This window comes from Micromonospora sp. NPDC047740 (genome assembly GCF_043204735.1).
In the GTDB taxonomy this organism is placed as follows: Bacteria; Actinomycetota; Actinomycetes; order Mycobacteriales; family Micromonosporaceae; genus Micromonospora.
Genome location: NZ_JBIDCT010000001.1, coordinates 1037667 through 1054365, shown reverse-complemented (window position 1 = coordinate 1054365; position 16699 = coordinate 1037667). Strand labels below are relative to the sequence as shown.

Below are 16699 nucleotides of genomic sequence, written 5' to 3'. Positions count from 1 at the left end.
GTCCATGCAAGCCCGCTTCCAGGGCAACGGCGAGATCACTTTCGAGAAGGTCGCCCTCGGCGACGTCGCCGAGGGCGACGTGCGCCTGCGGGTCGACGTCTGCGCGCTCTGCGGGTCGGACAAGCGGCTGCTGCACAGCGGCTCGACCGTCGTTCCGGGCCACGAGATCGGGGGCACCGTCGTCGGCGGAGCGCTGCCCGAGGGTACGCGCGGCATCGTCTACATTCCGGTCTTCTGCGGGACGTGTGCACGCTGCGCCGCCGGCCGTACGAACCAGTGCCTGAACCTGTCGCAGCTGATCGGCTGGCAGCGTGACGGCGGATTCGCCGAACACGTGGACGTCCCGGCGCGGTGCCTCCTGCCGGTGCCGGACGACATCCCGCTGTCGGTCGCGGTCCTCGGGCTGGACACGGTCGGCACTGCCGCACACGCCCTGCGCCTGGCGCTGCGGACGCAGGACACGGTGGACCGGGCGCTGGTCGTCGGCGCCGGGCCGCTCGGCCTCGGTGTCGTCGCGGTCGCCCAGGCCATGGGGATCGCCGTGGACGCCTTCGACCCCAATCCCACTCGCCTCGAGACCGCGGCGGCACTCGGCGCGACGCCCGCCGATGACCTGACCGCCGAGAACCAGTACGACATGGTCGTCGAGGTCAGCGGCGCGAACGCGGCCCGGGAGACGGCACAACGGGTGGTTCGGCCCGGCGGCACGGTCGTCGCGCTCGGCGAGTCGAACCAGCCGTACACGATGCCCGCTACGCCGCGCTGGCGGCGGACCGACTGCTACACCGTCCGGTCGTTCTACTTCCCTGTCAACGAGGTCGAGGCGAACTGGGACCTGCTGCGCGTCATGGGCGCGTCGCTGCGTGACCTCATCGTCAAGCCCCTCACCCTGCCCGAGCTGCCCGAGGCGTTCGCCCGCTTCGTGGCCGGCGACTACGTCAAGCCTTGCATCGTGTCGGCGGATGCCCATCTCGTGTCGGAGGTAGCCCGATGAGCCTGTTGATCCTCGCCGTCGACCAGCGTCCCTGGCTCACCCAGGCCCTGTACGGCCACACCGCGACCGCGCTGCCCGCGGAGCGCGCGGCGATCACCGACGGCAAGCACATGGTTCTCGAAGGACTGCTCGCCGCTCTCGAAGCCGAGCCCCGCCTGGCCGCGCACGCCGGCATCCTGGTCGACGAGCAGCTCGGAGCGGGTGTACCCGAGCGGGCCCGGGCCCATCAGGTCACGCTGAGCATGCCGGTCGAGCGCGGTGGCTGCGACGTGTACGAGACCGAACCAGCCGATCTGCCGGCGTTCCTCGCCCACTTCCGACCCGAGTTCCCCAAGGTGCTGGTCCGCTACAACGTCGAGGGGTCGGCGTCGGACAACCGCGAACAGCGGTCCCGGCTGGCCAAGGTGTCGCAGGCGGTCCGGGACTCCGGGGGCCGGTTCCTCTTCGAGCTGCTCGTGCCGCCGACACCCGAGCAGCGGAACATCCCGAGCGAGGTGTTCGACACCGAGGTGCGGCCTGGGCTCATCCACCGGGCGATGGCGGAGATCGTCGAGGAGGTACCCGTCGACGTCTGGAAGCTGGAGCACCTGGGCGCGCCGGAGCACTACCGGACCGCCGCCGACCTCGCCGCGCAGACCGGCGGCGAATGCATCCTGCTGGGCGCGAACGCGCCGAGGGCCACAGTCGATGGTTGGCTCAGCGACGCCGCCGCCAACGGGTTCACCGGCTTCGCGATCGGCCGTAGCATCTGGTGGGACTCGCTGCGCGGACTTCTGGCCGGCGACTTGACGCGGCCCGAGGCGATCGCGGCGGTCGCTGCCAACTACCGCCACTTCGCAGGGACGTTCCTTCAGTGACCAGCTCTCTCCAGGCCGACCCGCAGCGCGTCGGTGAAGTGCTCTACAAGACCCTTCGCGACCGGATCATCTCCGGTGAACTGCGGCCGGGCACACGGCTGAGCGTCCCGGCCCTCGCCGAGGAGTTCCGGGTCAGCCGCAGCCCGGTCCGGGACGCGGTGATCCGCCTCGTCCAGGAGAACCTGGCCGCCGAGACGATGAACCGCGGCGCGGAGGTCGCACGCATCTCCCGCGCCGAACTGGTCAGCCTCTACGAGGCCCGCGAGGTCCTGGAAGGAGCGGTGGCCAGGCTGGCGACGGAGAAGTACGACGCCGCGCTGCGGCGTAGCCTGCTCGCGCTGCTCACCGAGCACCGCACGGTCGCGGAGCAGGGCGACTTCGCCCGCCACCTCGAACTGGACGCGGCCTTCCACCGGGAGATCCGGCAGGCGGCGAAGAGCCCGGTGCTGGCCCGGATGCTCGACGGCGTCCAGAGCCGGGTCCTGGTGGCGATGCGCTCCACCAGCCTGACCGGCGGCATGGTCCAGGCCGTTCACGACCACCAGGCCATCTTCGAGGCCATCGGCTCCGGCGACCCGGAAGCCGCCGAGGAAGCCGCCCGCGCACACATCCACCGACTGAAGGAGTTACTCAGTGCTGCTGACTGAGGCCCGTTTCTTCGGCACCGGCGACGTACGGCTGCTCAAGTCCGAGCCGGCGCCGCTCGGCCCGACGGAGGTGGCGATCGCGCCCCTCGCGGTCGGCGTCTGCGGCACCGACAGCCACATCGTCGCCGGCAGCTTCGCCGCCGCGCCCCAGGTCGTGCTCGGCCACGAGGTGTGCGGCCGGATCACCGAGGTGGGTGCCGCGGTCGACGGGCTCACCGTCGGCGACCTGGTCACCGTCGAACCGCACGACTACTGCACCCGGTGTACCTACTGCCGCCTCGGCCAGGAACACCTCTGCGACAGCAAGCGGGGGTATGGCGTGAAGCTTGACGGCGGCATGACCGAGCGGATGACGGTGCCGGCGCGGATCGCTTACCGGCTGCCGGACGCGACGCCGCCGTGGATCGGGGCGCTGACCGAGCCGCTCGCCTGTTGCCTGCACGGCATGGATCAGCTGAACCCGCGCTCCGGGCTGCCGATCCTCATCTTCGGCGCCGGACCGGCCGGGGCGATGATGGTCGCCCTCGCCAAGGCGCGCGGGCTCGCACCGGTCGTGGTGCTGGACCCGCGCGCCGACCGGCGGGAGGCCGCCCTGCGGATGGGCGCGGACGTCGCCCTCGACCCGGCGTCGCTGGACGAGGCCATCGCGCTGACCGACGGGCTCGGCTTTCCGCACGTGATCGACGCGGTCGGCTCGGGCCGGATCCTGGAATCGGCGATCACCGCGTCGTCGCGCGGTGGTCGGATTCTCGTCTTCGGGGTTGCCCGGCCCGACGACGAGGCCCGGGTACGCCCCAACGAGATTTTCGCGCGGGAGCTGACGCTCGTCGGTGCGGTGATCAACCCGTACACGCACCACCGCGCGGTGCAGATGCTGCCAACCCTGGGCCTGGACCGGCTGCGTCCGGCCTTCTACGGCCTGGACCAGCTACCGGAGGCCCTCGAAGCGCAGCGGAACGGCACGGCTGACAAGGTGTTCATCGCCCCGCACGGAATCGCGGCAGCCAAGGGCTGACGAGGAAGCGGTCGAACATGTTGGCGGCGCCACCCGTCTCGCAGGGGCTGAGCCCGTCGTAGGCTCGCCACGTGATGGACGGGAGGCTGAGGTGGCCGAGACGACGCTGACCGAGACGATGGTGGCCAAGGTGATGGCCGAGTTGGTCGAGCTCGAGGACCCGAAGACACGCGAGGTGAACGAGAAGCACGGTGACGATCACGGTGTGAACCTCAGCAAGCTGCGCGCGCTCGCGAAGCGGCTGAAGACGCAGCAGGAACTCGCGTGCCGGCTCTGGGAGACGGATGACACCGCGGCGAGACTGCTGGCGGTCCTGATCTGCCGCCCGAAGGCGTTCGGGCGTGACGAGTTGGACGTCATGTTGCGCGAGGCGCGCACCCCCAAGGTGCACGACTGGCTCGTGAACTACGTGGTGAAGAAGAACCCGCACTCCGAAGAGCTGCGCCTGGCCTGGTCCGCCGATCCGGATCCCGTAATCGCGAGTGCCGGCTGGGCGCTGACCACCGAACGCGTGACGAAGACGCCCGAGGGCCTCGACCTCGCAGGACTGCTCGACGTCATCGAGGCGGAGATGAAAGACGCCCCGGATCGCCTGCAGTGGGCCATGAACGAGTGCCTGGGTCATATCGGGATCGAGCATGCCGAGTACCGCGCCCGTGCAGTCGACATCGGTGAGCGTCTGGAGGTGCTCAAGGACTATCCGACGTCCCCGGGCTGCACGTCCCCGTTCGCGCCCATCTGGATCAACGAGATGGTGCGCCGAGCGCACGACAAGTAGGAAGGTTCGCGCTCGCGCTCGGGCCGCTCCTCCGTCAGAACGCGGCACCCGATACGAACCGGCCGCTGGCGCATGGGCGCAATGGTGGCGTCGCGGCTCGGCGCCGACTACGCGTCGTGGGTCGGCCGGCTGGTGCTGGCCTCGGTGAGTTGCCGGCGTGCCGGCTGGCGATCCTGCCCGGCATGACGCATACGACCGTCCCCAGCGGGCGGAGTCGCTGGTCCCGATGGTCGATGAGTTCCCCGAGGTCTGATGGTCCACGCTGGCGACGCCGGAGATACCTGACTAAGGTCAGGTATATGGATGCCGAGCTCATCGCCGCCGTACGGCGGTTCAACCGGACGGTGACCCAGCGGGTGGGGGCGCTCGACGACGGGTACATGGCCCGCGGACGTCCCCTAGCGCAGGCGCGCCTGCTGTGGGAGATCGGCCCCGGCGGCGCCGAGGTCGCCGCGCTGCGCGCGCGGCTCGGCCTGGACTCGGGTCACCTGAGCCGACTCCTGCGCACCCTCGAGGGCGACGGGCTCGTCACCGTGGGGCCGGCCGACCAGATCGGCGGCGACGGGAGGGTACGGGTCGCCGCGCTCACCGAGACCGGCCGGGCCGAGTGGACGGAGCTCGACAAACGCTCCGACGAGTTCGCCTGGACCATCCTCGAGCCGCTCACCCCGCACCGCCGCCAGCGACTCGTCGCAGCGATGGCCGAGGTCGAGCGGCTGCTCGTCGCGTCGATGGTGGTGATCGCACCGTGCCCGCCGAGCGACCCGCGAGCCAGGGCGTGCGTGCGGGCCTATGCCCGGGAAGTCGCGCGACGGTTCGACGACGGCTTCGACCCGGCCCGGAGCAATCCCGTCCACGACGACGCGCTCGTCCCACCCGCCGGCGTGTTCCTGCTCGCCACGCTCAACGACGAGCCCGTCGGCTGCGGCGCGGTGAAACTCCACCGCGGCGCACCCGCCGAGATCAAGCGCGTCTGGGTGTCCGACGCGGTGCGTGGGCTCGGGCTCGGCCGCCGGATACTGGGCGAACTGGAACGCTATGCCGCCGACCGCGGCTGGAGCGCCGTCCGGCTGGACACCAATCGCAACCTCACCGAGGCGATCGCGCTCTACCGCGCCGCCGGCTACCACGAGATCGAGCCCTACAACACGGAGCACTACGCCCACCACTGGTTCGAGAAGAAACTCGCACCTGACCGCACCTGACGCCGCTGGTACGCAATTCAGTTGCCGGTTGGCGGGCAGTGCGGTTGCCTACGGTCATGCTCACGGGCCGCGCCGACGGGGTCGACTCGTACTTCGTCTGCGCGACCCCTCGCACCGGCAGCTCTCTTCTGCTGGGGTTGCTCGCGTCCACGGGCCTCGCCGGTAACCCTCAGGCCTACTTCCGCTCGCCCGACGAGCCGCTGTGGGCCGACCGGTGGGGGATTCCCCGCACCGCGGAGGGCCGCTTCGACTACGTGGCCTACGTGCAGGCCGCGCTCGCCGCGGGCCGGACGGACAACGGCGTGTTCGGCGCGAAACTCATGTGGGGGACGCTGGACGAACTGGTCGACAAGCTTGCGGCGACGTATCCCGGCCTTCACGGCAGCCCGGTCACGCTGCTCGGCCGGGCATTCGGCCGCACCCGTTTCGTCTTCCTACGACGGGAGGACGTCCTGGCACAGGCGGTGTCCTGGCTACGCGCCGAACAGACCGGCACCTGGTTCAAGGGCGGGAACGGAGAGATCAGCGGCAACACCGGCACCGGCGCCCCACCCCACTTCGACGCGGACGGGATCACGCACTACCTCACCGTGATCCGGCAGCACAACGCGGCCTGGGAAGCGTGGTTCGCCTCGTGGGGAATCCGACCGCACGTCGTGCGCTACGAGGACCTGGACCGGGACATGGTCGCCACCACACGCGGCATCCTCGGCTTTCTCGGCCTCGACCGTCCTGAGGCCGGACGCCCCATCACTGCCCAGCATCACCGGCAGGCCGACGACCTGAACCGACAGTGGATCAAGCGGTACCGCGCGGCGGTGGCAGAACGCTGACCTGCTGGTCCGCGACGTGCGGCCGGACGGCGCCCCATGCTGTTGGCCCGCCCACCGCCGCGCCCCCGGCGGGCGAGCGGGCCAACACCACCCGGTCGTGAGGGCGGTCGCTCACCTCGACAACGCGGTAGCGCCCCGACCTCGCGGCCGTGCGGTCGTGCCTCTCCTCCGTCAGCCTCGCTGATCGTCGAGGAAGGCGAGGGCGACCTCGGCGAACAGCGGCGAGCTGAAGATGTTGTAGTGGGTCAGGCCGGGCAGGATCGCGAGGGCGTGCCCGCCCTTCGGCCGGCCCTCCCCCATCCACCCGCCGTCGCGCAGACCGCCGTCGAGCAGCTTGAAGACCTCGACGTAGTGGCTCGGCGGCGCCATATCGGCATCGGCGGCGACGATCATCGTCGGCACCTGGAGGCCGCGGATGTCCTCGGTGAGGTCGAAATCCTGCGCCATGGCCTCGCCGATCTTGTCCAGCAGCCGGGGGAAGTCCTCGGGGCGCGGCGCCACCCGCTGGTAGAGCTGGTACATCGGCGTGTCCTTCATGAACTCGGCGGCGGCGGCGCTCACCTGTCCCTGCTGTGCCCGCATCTCGGGGTAGATCGCGTCGGACCGGATGTGCGCCGAGGCGGCGACGAGCCGGCCCACCTTGCCCGGGTATCGGGCTCCGGCGCGCAGCGCCACCCCACCGCCGAGCGAGTAGCCGACCAGGTCCGGCTTCTCCAGCCCGAGGTGGTCGATGAGCGCCGCGATGTCGTCGGCCATGAACCAGATGTCGAGGGGTCGGTCGATGTCGGCGGTCCGGCCGTGCCCCTGCAGGTCGACGGTGATGACCTGATGGCGCGCGGCCAGCACGGGTAGGGCCGCTCCGAACATCTCGCCCGACCCCAGGCCGCCGTGCAGCAGGATCAGCGGTCGCCCGGACCCGTGCGTCTCGTAGTAGAGGTTGATGCCGTTCACTTCCGCGTACTGGCCAGCGCCCTTGGCCTCGGTGGTCCATTCGGTGGCGGTCACGGTGATCCTTCCGTCCTGGCTACTGGGTGCGGTGCGGATGTCCGTCCGCCCGGCAGGCTCGGAAAGGGCCGATCGACAGGCTTCCGGCGCAGGCGGTCACCTCACCTTACGCACGCGCCGCCGCGCATGGGGGGAGGCGGCGCCGTCCGCCGTTTGCCGATGGCGCGCGCTGGCCGGCCGTTCCCGCACCGCTCGCGCCCCGCGGCGTGGCGGGAGACGCCGGTACGCTGGGCCGGTGGATCGGTGCGACGAGTGCACATTCGTCTACGCGAGCGTGTCCGCCCAGGAGCTGCCGGGACTGCTGCGCGAGTTGCGAGCGCGGTACGCGGCCGCGCTGAGCGAGGTGCCGGACCTGCGCCGGCGACCCGCCCCGGGGGTGTGGTCGCCGCTGGAGTACACCTGCCACGTGCGGGACGTGCTCCGCATCCAGGGTGAGCGACTGGCGCTGGCCCTCACCGTCGAGGCGCCGGAGTTCACGCCGATGGGGCGGGACGAGCGCGCCGTCGCCGACGCGTACAACGAGCAGGACCCGGCGGTGGTGCTCGACGAGTTGGCCGCGGCGGCCGACGACCTGGCCGCCCGGTTCGGCGTGCTCGGTCCGTCGGAGCTGGCCCGCACGGGCGGCTACCCCTGGCCGCAGCCGCAGGCCCGGACGCTGCTCTGGCTCGGCCAGCACACGATCCACGAGGGCGAACACCACCTGCTCGACATCCGCCGGGCCGCCCGGGCCCAGGCCGCCGGCCAGGTCTGAGCCGCTCCCCCGTCCACCGCCCGGCCGGACCGGAAATCGGCGGGCCCGTTTCCCGAGTCGCGACGGTGGTCGTCGACCACGGCTGCCGACGCGGGCCCGGAGCACGTCGCCGGGTTCGCCGAGGCCGGCCCGAGGAATCGGTCGGATTCGCCAGAATCAGGGCATGCACCAGGAGCCAGCCGAAGCCGGTCGACGGCAGTCCGTGGACGGCGATCAACGCCGGAGTACGCTGCAACGGGTCATCGCGTTCACCGACGCGGCCGTGGCGATCGCCCTGACCCTGCTGGCGCTCCCCCTCGTCGACTTCGCCGACCAGAGCAGCGCCCGGCAGTCGGTGGCCGACCTGGTCCACCAACATCTCGGCGACGTTCTCTCCTTCGCCGTGTCGTTCCTGGTCATCGCGTTGTTCTGGCGAACGCACCGGCAACTGTACGAACGGCTCGTCGACTACGACGAGGTCCTCGTTGTGTTGAACACGATCTGGATCATGCTGGTGGTCTTCCTGCCGTTTCCCACCGCGCGGCTGTTCGTGGAGACCCGCCTGCGCGCCGACTCCGCGGCCTTCTATGTCGCCAACATGTTGGCCATCAGCCTCCTCGCGCTCGCGCAGACCTGGTGGATCGGTCGCCGCCCCCAGCTGCGTACGTCCCCGGGGCCGGAGACGGCTCCGGCACTGCTACCGCCCGTGGCGCTGTCCGTGGTCTTCGCGGTGGCGACGTTGGCCGCGGTCGTCTCGCCGATCGCCGGGTTGCTCCTGATCTTCCTCGTGCCGGTGGTGCAGTTCGCGGCCGCCCGGCTCGGCAGGTCGGTGGGCGGCTGAGCGCGACGGCGGGATCGGGCGGGCGAATCCGTCCCGGCCACGATCAGCGGGCCGATGCGACCATGCGCCGCCGGTCCGTGCTGGGCCCCACGCCACCGGGCACGCCGCCATCGCGTCGAGCCACCGGGGCCAAGCCGTGCTCGCCGGCAGCCGCACAGTGAAGACGGCCGGGGCTGCCAGGAATCCCTGGCAGCCCCGGCCGCAGCGTGGCTCATGCCCAGCCGTCGGGCCACCCGGAGTGCCGGGCGGCCCGACGGCGGATCAGTGGATGACGACCGGCGCCGGCGTCTGCTCCGTCTGCTGCCCGTCGAGCGGCTGCGCCGGCTTGCGCCGGCGGGGCAGGAACGCGGCCGGGATGAACGTGGTCAGCACCAGCGCGAACCCGACCCAGAACGTGGTGGCGAAGGAACTGGCGGCGAAGTCCAGCCCGCGCTCGATGAGCTGCGCGGGCACCGGGAACTGCCGGAGGAGCTCCGGCTGCAGCTGCGCCGCGATGGCCAGCCCGGACTCGGTGACCGGCTTGCCGCTGGTGGGGTCCACCGCACCGGGGATCGGCTGGGAGCCGTTCAGCTCGCTGGTGAGGATCACCGACATCACCGCGGCGCCCACGGACCCGCCGATCTGCTGGAGGATGTTGACCAGCGTGGAGCCGCGGGCCACCTCCTGCGCGTGCAGGGTCTTCAACGCCGAGGTCATGATCGGCATCATCGTGCCGCCCATGCCCAGACCCATCACGAACAGCGAACCGCAGAGCAGCCAGTATGAGGTGTGCGGGTCGATCTGGGTGAAGGTGAAGAACCCGGCGGCGATGAGCACCAGCGCGAACGGCACGGTGCGGCCGACGGGCACCCGGTCGGCCAGCATCCCGGCGATCGGCATGGTGAGCATCGCGCCGATGCCCTGCGGCGCCATCAGCAGCCCGGCGGTCAGCGTCGATTCGCCGCGGATCTGCAGGAAGTAGCTCGGGAACAGGAGGCCGGCACCCATGAACGCGATGATGAACACGAACAGGGTCACCGACGCGATGGTCAGGTTGCGGTTGGCGAACAACCGCAGGTCGACCAGCGGGTGCCGGGGCTTGAACGAGTAGACGATGAAGCCCACCACGAGCGCGGCGCCGACGAGCATCGGCGCCCACACCTTGGTCTCGGCGATCGTGCCGGCCTCGGGCAGCGAGGAGATGCCGTAGAGGAACAGGGCGAGGCCCGGGGAGAGCATCAGCATGCCGATGAAGTCGAACGACTCGGACGGCTCGGGGTTGTCCTTCGGCAGGGCCAGCTGCGCGTAGATCAGCGCGATGACGCCGATCGGCAGGTTGATCAGGAAGATCCAGTGCCAGCTCGCGGTGTCGATCAGCCAGCCGCCGAGGATCGGACCGCCGATCGGGCCGAGCAGCATCGGGATGCCGAGGACGGCCATCAGCCGGCCGATCCGGTGCGGACCGGCGGCCTTCGTCATGATCGTCATGCCCAGCGGCATGAGCATGCCGCCGCCGAGCCCCTGAAGGACGCGGTAGGCGATCAGCTGGTTGATCGAGTCGGCGGTGGCGCACAGCCCGGACCCGATCGTGAACAGCGCCAGCGCGATCATGTAGAGGCGCTTGGTGCCGAACCGGTCGGCGGCCCAGCCGCTGAGCGGGATCACCGTGGCCAGCGCGAGCGTGTAGGCGGTCATGGTCCACGCGACTCGGGCGTAGGTGGCGTCGAACTCGCTCTGGAACGTCGGAATCGCGACGCTGACGACGGTGACGTCGAGGATCGACATGATCGCACCGAGAACGACGACTCCCGCCACCGTGAGAACCGCGGCGTCGAGCTTGTCCGATGTCGCGGCGGGTTGCTGGGTCACTAACAGTCTCCTGGGTTCGTGTTGATCGGGGGCGGTGGCGGCACCGCGCTGGCGAGCACGGGAAGTCACGAGGAGGGGCGACGTCCGCTGGCACAGTAGCGACTGCGGGCGACAATTCGCGCTCGGATTCTCCGTGACCACCCACACTGGTTGGCCCCGTCAGCGCCGGCCACCGGCGAGCCCACGCCCTGCGCGTCGCCGCGCCCGCGGGTCTGGACGCCCCACCGCGGGCCGGCGCCGTACCGCGGCGGACCCGCAGCCGTCCGCCGTATCGTGCTCCGCGCTGGCTGTGAGACATCGACGCCGGGCCTTGCCGTGTCGTCCGGGCCCGCCGCGCATCGGTGGCAAACCGCGCTGGTCAGAGCGCTGTTTGCACCGCCCCCGGCAGCCTCGGCCCGGCGCCGGAGGCAGGCCCGGCCGGGGTGCGCGCGGTCGCGGGCCACGGCCGGCGCGGCGCCTCAGGTCTCCGTTCGCGGCCGACGGCGCGGGGCGGAAGGCGGGCGGGGCGACCGAGCGCGCGCCCCTGTCCCGCCGGATACCGGGGCGACACCGGCACCGTGATCCTCAGCACAGCGGCGGTTCGTCGGATACCAGCGCCGTCCCCGTGCCGCCGGTCCGCCGCCACCGTCCGCCCGGCAGGGGGTCGGCCGACCGGCCGCCAGCTCCGCCGGTCAGGTCGTCCCGGCGCGGGTCACCGCTGCCGGGTGAGCGGCAGGTAGTCGGCGGCGGTGAGCGGCTGTCGGGACAGGGAACCGTCCGCGCGGGGCACGTCCAACGGCCGCCCGGCCCGCTGGAAGGACACCCCGTCCACGTCCTGCCGCCTGGTGAGCGTGCAGACGATCTGACCGAAGGCGAGGATCTCGTCGCTCCGACCCGTCTCGTCGACGGCCTCCTGGATGTCGACCTCGACGAGTCGGCCGTTCACCCGGGCCCCGGCCACCACGACCGTGCCTGGCAGCGCGCTGGTCACTCCGCTGTCCCGTTCCGTGCTCGACGGCCCGGCGAGCAGGTGCTGCAGGTGGACGTCGACCGGGGGAAGCGCGTCGATCCGGCGCACCATCGGGTACAGCCGGTCGTCGCGGACGAAGCAGAGCGTCTCGTCCACCCGGCCCACCGATCCGGTCGGGGTGCCGGTCACCGGTGCCGGCAGCCGTCCGCGCGGCGCCTGCACCGGGCGGGGGGACTCGTCGATGGGCACCCCGCACCCGGCGAGCAGGACCACGACGAGCAGCAGGGCTCGCGACGCCCGGCTCACGGCAGGCTCCCGGGCAGCTCCACCCGGAACCGGGCGCCGCCGCCCGGCCGGTCCGTCACGCTCGCCCGGCCGCCGTGCGCGGCGGTGTGCTGGGCGACAAGTGCCAGGCCGAGACCCGTGCCGTTGGTGTCCGCCCGGGCGTGGGCCGCGCGGCCGCGGACGAAGCGGTCGAAGATGATCTCGCGATCCTGCACCGGCACGCCGGGGCCTTCGTCGTCGACCTCGATGACCCCGGTGCCGTCCTGCACCCGCAGGTGCACGGCGACCGGGCCGCCCCCGTAGCGGACGGCGTTGTCCAGCAGGTTCAGCAGGATCTGCTCAACCCGGCGCCGATCGACCAGCCAGCGGCTCGGTGTGCCGGGCGGGATGCGGACCAGGTCGCCGGGCAGGGAGCGGCTGCGGCACGCCTCCCCGGCCAGGGCCGCCAGGTCGACGGTCTCGCGCTGCGCGGGCCGTTCGGTGCGGGCCAGCTGCATCAGGTCGTCGACCAGACGCTGGAAGCGCGCGACCTCGTCGGCGACCAGGCCGGCCGCGGTGGCGGTGCGCTCGTCGTGGTGGTCGCGGCGGCGGGTGAGCACGTCCGCGGCGGCGGCCAGGGTCTGCAGCGGCGACCGCAGTTCGTGGCTGACGTCGGCGGCGAACCGGCGGTCCCGCTCGATCCGCCGGACCAGCTGGTCGACCATGTCGTTGAACGAGGTGGAGAGCCGGGTCAGGTCCGGGTCGGTGGTGGGGTCGAGGCGGGTCGTGAAGTCACCGGCGGCGATCCGCTCGGCGACGTCCGCGACGGCGGTCAACGGGCGCACGCTGTGGCGGGTGGCGTACCAGCCGAGGGCAGCGCCGGCGCCGGCGACCATGATGCCGACCGCGGTGAGGGTCAGCGCCATCACCTGGAAGGTCTGCTCCACCTCGCGCAGCGACGTGAGCTCGTAATAGCCGGTGGACGCCGACAAGGGAACTCCGACGAGCAGGGTGGGCTGGCCGTCGAGGCGTACCCGCTGCACGCCCGCCTCCCCGGAGCGGACCAGCTGCTGCAACTCGCCGGGGACCGAACTCGCGCCGATGTCCGCCGAGCGGCCGTACCAGCGACCGTTGAAGTGCAGCAGCGGGCGGCGGATGCTGCCGGTGTCCAGGGAGCGCAGCACCTCCACCACGTCGGGGGCGTCGGTGTCCAGCCCGGTCCGCACCACGGCCGCGTCGAAGTAGGCCGCCCGCACCGCCGCCCGTTCCCGCTCGTCCAGCAGCGACCGGCGGGTCAGGTCGTAGGAGAACAACGCCATCGACGCCGCGAGCAGCGACGCGCCGACCGCAAAGGCGGCGGTGACCCGGGCGCGGAGTCCGAGCCGGGTCATCGCTGAAGTTTGTAGCCAAGGCCACGCAGCGTGACCAGGTGCCGCGGGTTCGCCGGGTCGGCCTCGATCTTCTGCCGCAGCCGACCCACGTGCACGTCGACCAGCCGCTCGTCGCCCGTGTCGTATCCCCAGACCCGCTGCAGCAACTGCTGCCGGGACAACACCCGACCGGCGTGCTCGGCCAGTTCGCAGAGCAACCGGAACTCGGTGCGGGTCACCGCCACCCGCTGGCCTGACCGGCGTACCTCGCCGGCGTCCGGGCTGATCTCCAGGTCACCGAAGACCTGCGCGGGGACCGGCGCCACGAGCGCCCGTCCCCGCCGCCGCAAAGCCCGCAGCCGGGCCGACAGTTCCTTGATCGCCACCGGCTTCACCAGGTAGTCGTCGGCGCCCGCCTCCAGCGCGGCGACGATGTCGTGGGTGTCGTCCCGGGCGCTCACGACCACGATGGGCACGTCGTCGTCGCGGCGCATCTGCCGGATGCACTCGAAGCCGTCGAGCCCCGGCAGCATCAGGTCCACGAGCACGTTGTCGGCCGGGTTCTCCCGCTGCCGCCGCAGTCCCTCCTCCGCGGTCGCCGCGCCGTGCGCGGTGTAACCCTCCTCCTCCAGGGCGAGCAGCAGCGCGAGCCGGATCCGGTCGTCGTCCTCGATCACCAGTACGGCCGTCATACGGGCATCATCCACGGACCGGTGGCCGTGGCCCAACCGTGTCAGCCGTTCCCGGGTTTTGTCACACAACTGTCATGAAATTGCGGGCTCCCCTCCAAGGTCGCCGCACAGGCTGGTGAACCAGCCGGACAACGCGCACGAAAGCAGGAGACATGACCGGGCCGCAACCGCCTCCACCGGAATGCGCCGTGCCGCTGGTCGAGGTGGAGATCACCGAGGAACTGGACCTGGCGCGCCTCTCCGAGGTCAGTCACGTCCTCGATCGAATCCTGTCTCTGCGACCCGCCGCGGTGGTGATCGACCTGTCGGGGTGCCGGCACATCGACGCCGCGGGCATCGGACTGTTGCTCGACGTGCACCGGCGCATGCTCCGTCGACAGGGCGCGGTCAAACTGCGCAGCCCCAACCCGCGCATCCGTCGAATCCTGGAAACGACCCGGCTGGACCAAGTCCTGCCGATCCTGGATCCGCCCGGGCGGTCCCGCTCGGATGTGGTCGACCAGGACCCGACCACGCAGCGCCCGGCGGGGGTTCCGGTCGCTCAAGGACGAGCGACGGTCACCGTACGTTCCTGAGGCCGGCGTGCGCCCGGCGAGGAGGCAGCAGTGAGTGGCAGCGCGCTCATCAGCGCACTCACCATCGGGCTCGCCGTCGGCCTGGCCGGTCGGCTGCTCGTGCCGGGGCGCAGAGTGGCGCCGGTCTGGCTGACGGTCGCGCTCGGCGTGGCCGCAGCGCTGCTCGGCTCGGTCGTCATCCGCCTCCTCGGCGCCGACCTGGCCGAACTCACGGTCCTGCGGCTGGTCGCGCAGTCGGGCTTCGCAGGTGTCGCGGTGGTCCTCGCCGTGGTCGCCGCCGAGCGGCAGTCGCGGCGTGACGGATACGCACCGCTGTTCCGCACGTCCGCCCCGGCGCCGCCGCCCTCCAGCGCCGCCGGCGAGCGGAGAGAACGAGAGGATGGGTTATGACGGTCGTACCGGCCGATCACCTGATGACTCTGATCTGCGACGGCTGCGGTGACACCGTCACCGCGGCGGCGAGTGTCCTGCCCGACGCGGAGGTCGTCTGGACGCTGGTGTTCGACAACGGCTGGGTCGGCTCGCCCTTCGCCTCCGGCCCGCACCACTGCCCCCGCTGCGCTCTCGCTGCCGAGCTGGGCGGCGCGAACGGTGCCGGCAGGTCGACGGCCGGCCTGGGCATCGACTACCTCGACGAGGTCGCTGCCGCACCCGCCGCGCGGGCCGCCGATCCGGCCGAGGCGGTGCGCCGAGCGCTGGCGGAGGCGATCCACCTCGGTGACCACGTCCTCGTGGACCTCAGCGAGGTGGAGGTGGTCGACCCGGCCGGGCTCGGTCTGCTGGTCCGGGCGCACCAGGAGGCCAGGCAGCGGGCCGCGGTGCTGTGTCTGGTGGCGCCCACCCGGTTCGTCCTCACGGTGCTGCACACCATGCGGCTGGACGACGTCTTTCCGCTCTACGAGAGCCGGGCGGCCGCCCTGCGCGACCTGGCCGACCCCGCGTCGGCCGGCACGGCACCGGTGGGCCGCGAGGCAGTTGCACCCTCGACAGTCAAGGAGTCGCCATGGTGATGCCCTGGGCATTTCCGCCGTTCCCCGACGACAACCCGTCCCAGCCGACGAACGAGGAGTCGGCGCCGGAGAGCGAGGATCTCCGCCTCGCGGCTCTGGTGGCGCAGCGGCTGAGCATCGACTGGATCACCCGGCGCCAGCAGATCACCATCACGGTGCAGAACCGGGTGGTGATCCTCGCCGGGATGGTGGCCAACGTGGAGACCCGCCGGGCGGCGGGCGAGCTGGCGTGGGAGGTTCCCGGCGTCGTCGACGTCTGCAACGCGCTGCAGCTGTACGGTCAGCGGCGGAGCCGCCGCTGAGCGAGGCCGCTCAGCCATCGCGCTGCGTGTAGGGACGGTCCCGGCGGACTGGTTGGCCGGTGCCGGGCTGAACGCGCTTGTGTTGTGGACGGCGAAGCCGGCGGGCGGGCCGGCCCACCGATGGTGGTGGCGGTGATGAATGCGGTGCCCGACTCGCCGCCGGCCAGTGCCGCCTCGCTGCTGGTGGAGCAGCGACTGGTGGTTGCTTTCCCCTGTAGAGCTATCGACAATTGATTGTCGTGGGTAGCGTGTATCGGATCGGTGTGTGGCCGAGCGGTGGGCAGCTCGGTGAGCATGGTGCGTCGGTGGGAGGCAGAGGGTCGAGTGTGGCCCGCCGCTAGCCAGCGGGTCAGCGGTACCTAGATGGATCCGATATGCGTGAGGTGCTGCAGCCGGGTTTCGACGGCGGCCGACGGAAAGTCGTGGTGTATTACCGTGTCTCGTCGCCGGTTCAGAAGCCTGACTTGGCCTCGCAAGTGAGGGTGATGCAGCAGTTCTGTTTAGCCCGTGGGCTGGGGCGTGGACGGGGGGAGGTTGGCAGGCTGGTGGTCCGCACCAGGGCAGGCTGGTCCGGTTCGGTTTCGACTTCTGGGGCACGTGGCGGCTGCGAAATCGTCGCCAACCAGGAATCACTATCCGCACAGCAGGAAGTAGTGGAGGACCTGCTTGCAATCGTGCACTCCTTCTCCTGGCGGCTGGACAGGCTGCGCCGCTATGAGAAGGAACTCGAAGGGGCGGACGGGACCGTGGGGGATGATCAGTGAAGGTCACTCGCATTGCCTAG

19 protein-coding genes and 1 pseudogene are annotated in these 16699 nt (G+C 71.4%); 15 read left to right on the top strand and 5 right to left on the bottom strand.

Translation table 11 applies throughout. From position 1 onward, the window contains the following. Window positions 1–4 precede the first annotated feature (4 nt). The 7 genes from ACGF4F_RS04375 (at window position 5) to ACGF4F_RS04345 (ending at window position 6329) form a co-directional block, all read left to right on the top strand. Entirely contained in the window at window positions 5–994 is a 990-nt protein-coding gene (locus tag ACGF4F_RS04375; protein WP_393074799.1) for an alcohol dehydrogenase catalytic domain-containing protein, read from the top strand. After that, window positions 991–1851 carry a 2-deoxy-5-keto-D-gluconate 6-phosphate aldolase domain-containing protein gene (locus tag ACGF4F_RS04370; RefSeq protein ID WP_357436388.1) on the top strand — a complete coding sequence of 287 codons (861 nt, stop codon included), beginning with the start codon at window positions 991–993 and terminating at the stop codon, window positions 1849–1851. The genes ACGF4F_RS04375 and ACGF4F_RS04370 overlap by 4 nt, the downstream gene beginning before the upstream one ends. Continuing rightward, window positions 1848–2498: a GntR family transcriptional regulator gene (locus ACGF4F_RS04365; RefSeq protein WP_357436386.1), complete on the top strand. Its 651-nt coding sequence runs from the start codon at window positions 1848–1850 to the stop codon at window positions 2496–2498. Before ACGF4F_RS04370 ends, ACGF4F_RS04365 begins: the two co-directional genes overlap by 4 nt. After that, window positions 2485–3513: an alcohol dehydrogenase catalytic domain-containing protein gene (locus tag ACGF4F_RS04360; RefSeq protein ID WP_393074695.1), complete on the top strand. Its 1029-nt coding sequence runs from the start codon at window positions 2485–2487 to the stop codon at window positions 3511–3513. Before ACGF4F_RS04365 ends, ACGF4F_RS04360 begins: the two co-directional genes overlap by 14 nt. 118 nt (window positions 3514–3631) lie before the next feature. Next, window positions 3632–4291, top strand: a complete 660-nt coding sequence (locus ACGF4F_RS04355) for a DNA alkylation repair protein (RefSeq protein WP_393074796.1) — start codon at window positions 3632–3634, stop codon at window positions 4289–4291. Between the two features lie 299 nt (window positions 4292–4590). Next, window positions 4591–5496, top strand: coding sequence for a helix-turn-helix domain-containing GNAT family N-acetyltransferase (locus ACGF4F_RS04350; protein ID WP_357436381.1), 906 nt, complete (start codon window positions 4591–4593; stop codon window positions 5494–5496). A 56-nt stretch (window positions 5497–5552) separates the two neighbouring features. Then, window positions 5553–6329, top strand: coding sequence for a Stf0 family sulfotransferase (locus tag ACGF4F_RS04345; RefSeq protein ID WP_393074692.1), 777 nt, complete (start codon window positions 5553–5555; stop codon window positions 6327–6329). A 171-nt stretch (window positions 6330–6500) separates the two neighbouring features. Here the strand turns inward: ACGF4F_RS04345 and ACGF4F_RS04340 are convergent, their stop codons facing one another. Further along, window positions 6501–7334, bottom strand: coding sequence for an alpha/beta fold hydrolase (locus ACGF4F_RS04340; protein WP_393074689.1), 834 nt, complete (start codon window positions 7332–7334; stop codon window positions 6501–6503). 235 nt (window positions 7335–7569) lie between these two features. On the opposite strand from ACGF4F_RS04340, the gene ACGF4F_RS04335 reads away from it, so the two are divergent. Both ACGF4F_RS04335 and ACGF4F_RS04330 read left to right on the top strand, forming a co-directional pair. Then, window positions 7570–8085: a DinB family protein gene (locus tag ACGF4F_RS04335; protein ID WP_357436377.1), complete on the top strand. Its 516-nt coding sequence runs from the start codon at window positions 7570–7572 to the stop codon at window positions 8083–8085. Window positions 8086–8248: 163 nt separating this feature from the next. Then, window positions 8249–8905 (top strand): TMEM175 family protein, encoded by a 657-nt coding sequence (locus ACGF4F_RS04330; protein WP_357436375.1) that lies wholly within the window; start codon window positions 8249–8251, stop codon window positions 8903–8905. 261 nt (window positions 8906–9166) lie between these two features. Here ACGF4F_RS04330 and ACGF4F_RS04325 read toward each other — a convergent pair whose 3' ends face one another. The 4 genes from ACGF4F_RS04325 to ACGF4F_RS04310 form a co-directional block, all read right to left on the bottom strand. After that, complete coding sequence (locus tag ACGF4F_RS04325; protein WP_357436374.1) at window positions 9167–10753, bottom strand: DHA2 family efflux MFS transporter permease subunit; 1587 nt, start codon at window positions 10751–10753, stop codon at window positions 9167–9169. Between the two features lie 691 nt (window positions 10754–11444). Beyond that, entirely contained in the window at window positions 11445–12008 is a 564-nt protein-coding gene (locus ACGF4F_RS04320) for a GerMN domain-containing protein (RefSeq protein ID WP_357436373.1), read from the bottom strand. After that, entirely contained in the window at window positions 12005–13357 is a 1353-nt protein-coding gene (locus tag ACGF4F_RS04315; RefSeq protein ID WP_357436372.1) for a HAMP domain-containing sensor histidine kinase, read from the bottom strand. The genes ACGF4F_RS04320 and ACGF4F_RS04315 overlap by 4 nt, the downstream gene beginning before the upstream one ends. Beyond that, window positions 13354–14028, bottom strand: coding sequence for a response regulator transcription factor (locus ACGF4F_RS04310; RefSeq protein WP_357436371.1), 675 nt, complete (start codon window positions 14026–14028; stop codon window positions 13354–13356). The genes ACGF4F_RS04315 and ACGF4F_RS04310 overlap by 4 nt, the downstream gene beginning before the upstream one ends. Before the next feature lie 203 nt (window positions 14029–14231). Between ACGF4F_RS04310 and ACGF4F_RS04305 the strand changes: the two genes are divergently transcribed. The 6 genes and pseudogenes from ACGF4F_RS04305 to ACGF4F_RS04280 all read left to right on the top strand — a co-directional run bounded on the left by ACGF4F_RS04305 (window position 14232) and on the right by ACGF4F_RS04280 (window position 16679). Beyond that, window positions 14232–14603: an STAS domain-containing protein gene (locus ACGF4F_RS04305; RefSeq protein ID WP_393074684.1), complete on the top strand. Its 372-nt coding sequence runs from the start codon at window positions 14232–14234 to the stop codon at window positions 14601–14603. A gap of 30 nt (window positions 14604–14633) precedes the next feature. Beyond that, window positions 14634–14993, top strand: coding sequence for a hypothetical protein (locus ACGF4F_RS04300; RefSeq protein WP_357436367.1), 360 nt, complete (start codon window positions 14634–14636; stop codon window positions 14991–14993). Beyond that, complete coding sequence (locus tag ACGF4F_RS04295; protein ID WP_357436365.1) at window positions 14990–15613, top strand: STAS domain-containing protein; 624 nt, start codon at window positions 14990–14992, stop codon at window positions 15611–15613. The genes ACGF4F_RS04300 and ACGF4F_RS04295 overlap by 4 nt, the downstream gene beginning before the upstream one ends. After that, a complete protein-coding gene (locus ACGF4F_RS04290) occupies window positions 15607–15915 on the top strand; it encodes a BON domain-containing protein (protein ID WP_357436364.1) in 309 nt (102 codons plus the stop codon). Before ACGF4F_RS04295 ends, ACGF4F_RS04290 begins: the two co-directional genes overlap by 7 nt. 84 nt (window positions 15916–15999) lie before the next feature. Then, entirely contained in the window at window positions 16000–16149 is a 150-nt protein-coding gene (locus tag ACGF4F_RS04285) for a hypothetical protein (RefSeq protein WP_357436362.1), read from the top strand. Further along, a pseudogene (locus tag ACGF4F_RS04280) lies at window positions 16150–16679 on the top strand (IS607 family transposase). Window positions 16680–16699: the final 20 nt, after the last annotated feature.

Excerpts from the sequence above, each read along its gene's own strand:
- ACGF4F_RS04310 (WP_357436371.1), bottom strand. The coding sequence starts at position 14,028 with ATGACGGCCGTACTGGTGATCGAGGACGACGACCGGATCCGGCTCGCG.
- ACGF4F_RS04370 (WP_357436388.1), top strand. The coding sequence starts at position 991 with ATGAGCCTGTTGATCCTCGCCGTCGACCAGCGTCCCTGGCTCACCCAG.
- ACGF4F_RS04355 (WP_393074796.1), top strand. The coding sequence starts at position 3,632 with ATGGTGGCCAAGGTGATGGCCGAGTTGGTCGAGCTCGAGGACCCGAAG.
- ACGF4F_RS04375 (WP_393074799.1), top strand. The coding sequence starts at position 5 with ATGCAAGCCCGCTTCCAGGGCAACGGCGAGATCACTTTCGAGAAGGTC.
- ACGF4F_RS04350 (WP_357436381.1), top strand. The coding sequence starts at position 4,591 with ATGGATGCCGAGCTCATCGCCGCCGTACGGCGGTTCAACCGGACGGTG.
- ACGF4F_RS04345 (WP_393074692.1), top strand. The coding sequence starts at position 5,553 with ATGCTCACGGGCCGCGCCGACGGGGTCGACTCGTACTTCGTCTGCGCG.
- ACGF4F_RS04330 (WP_357436375.1), top strand. The coding sequence starts at position 8,249 with ATGCACCAGGAGCCAGCCGAAGCCGGTCGACGGCAGTCCGTGGACGGC.
- ACGF4F_RS04315 (WP_357436372.1), bottom strand. The coding sequence starts at position 13,357 with ATGACCCGGCTCGGACTCCGCGCCCGGGTCACCGCCGCCTTTGCGGTC.
- ACGF4F_RS04295 (WP_357436365.1), top strand. The coding sequence starts at position 14,990 with ATGACGGTCGTACCGGCCGATCACCTGATGACTCTGATCTGCGACGGC.
- ACGF4F_RS04290 (WP_357436364.1), top strand. The coding sequence starts at position 15,607 with ATGGTGATGCCCTGGGCATTTCCGCCGTTCCCCGACGACAACCCGTCC.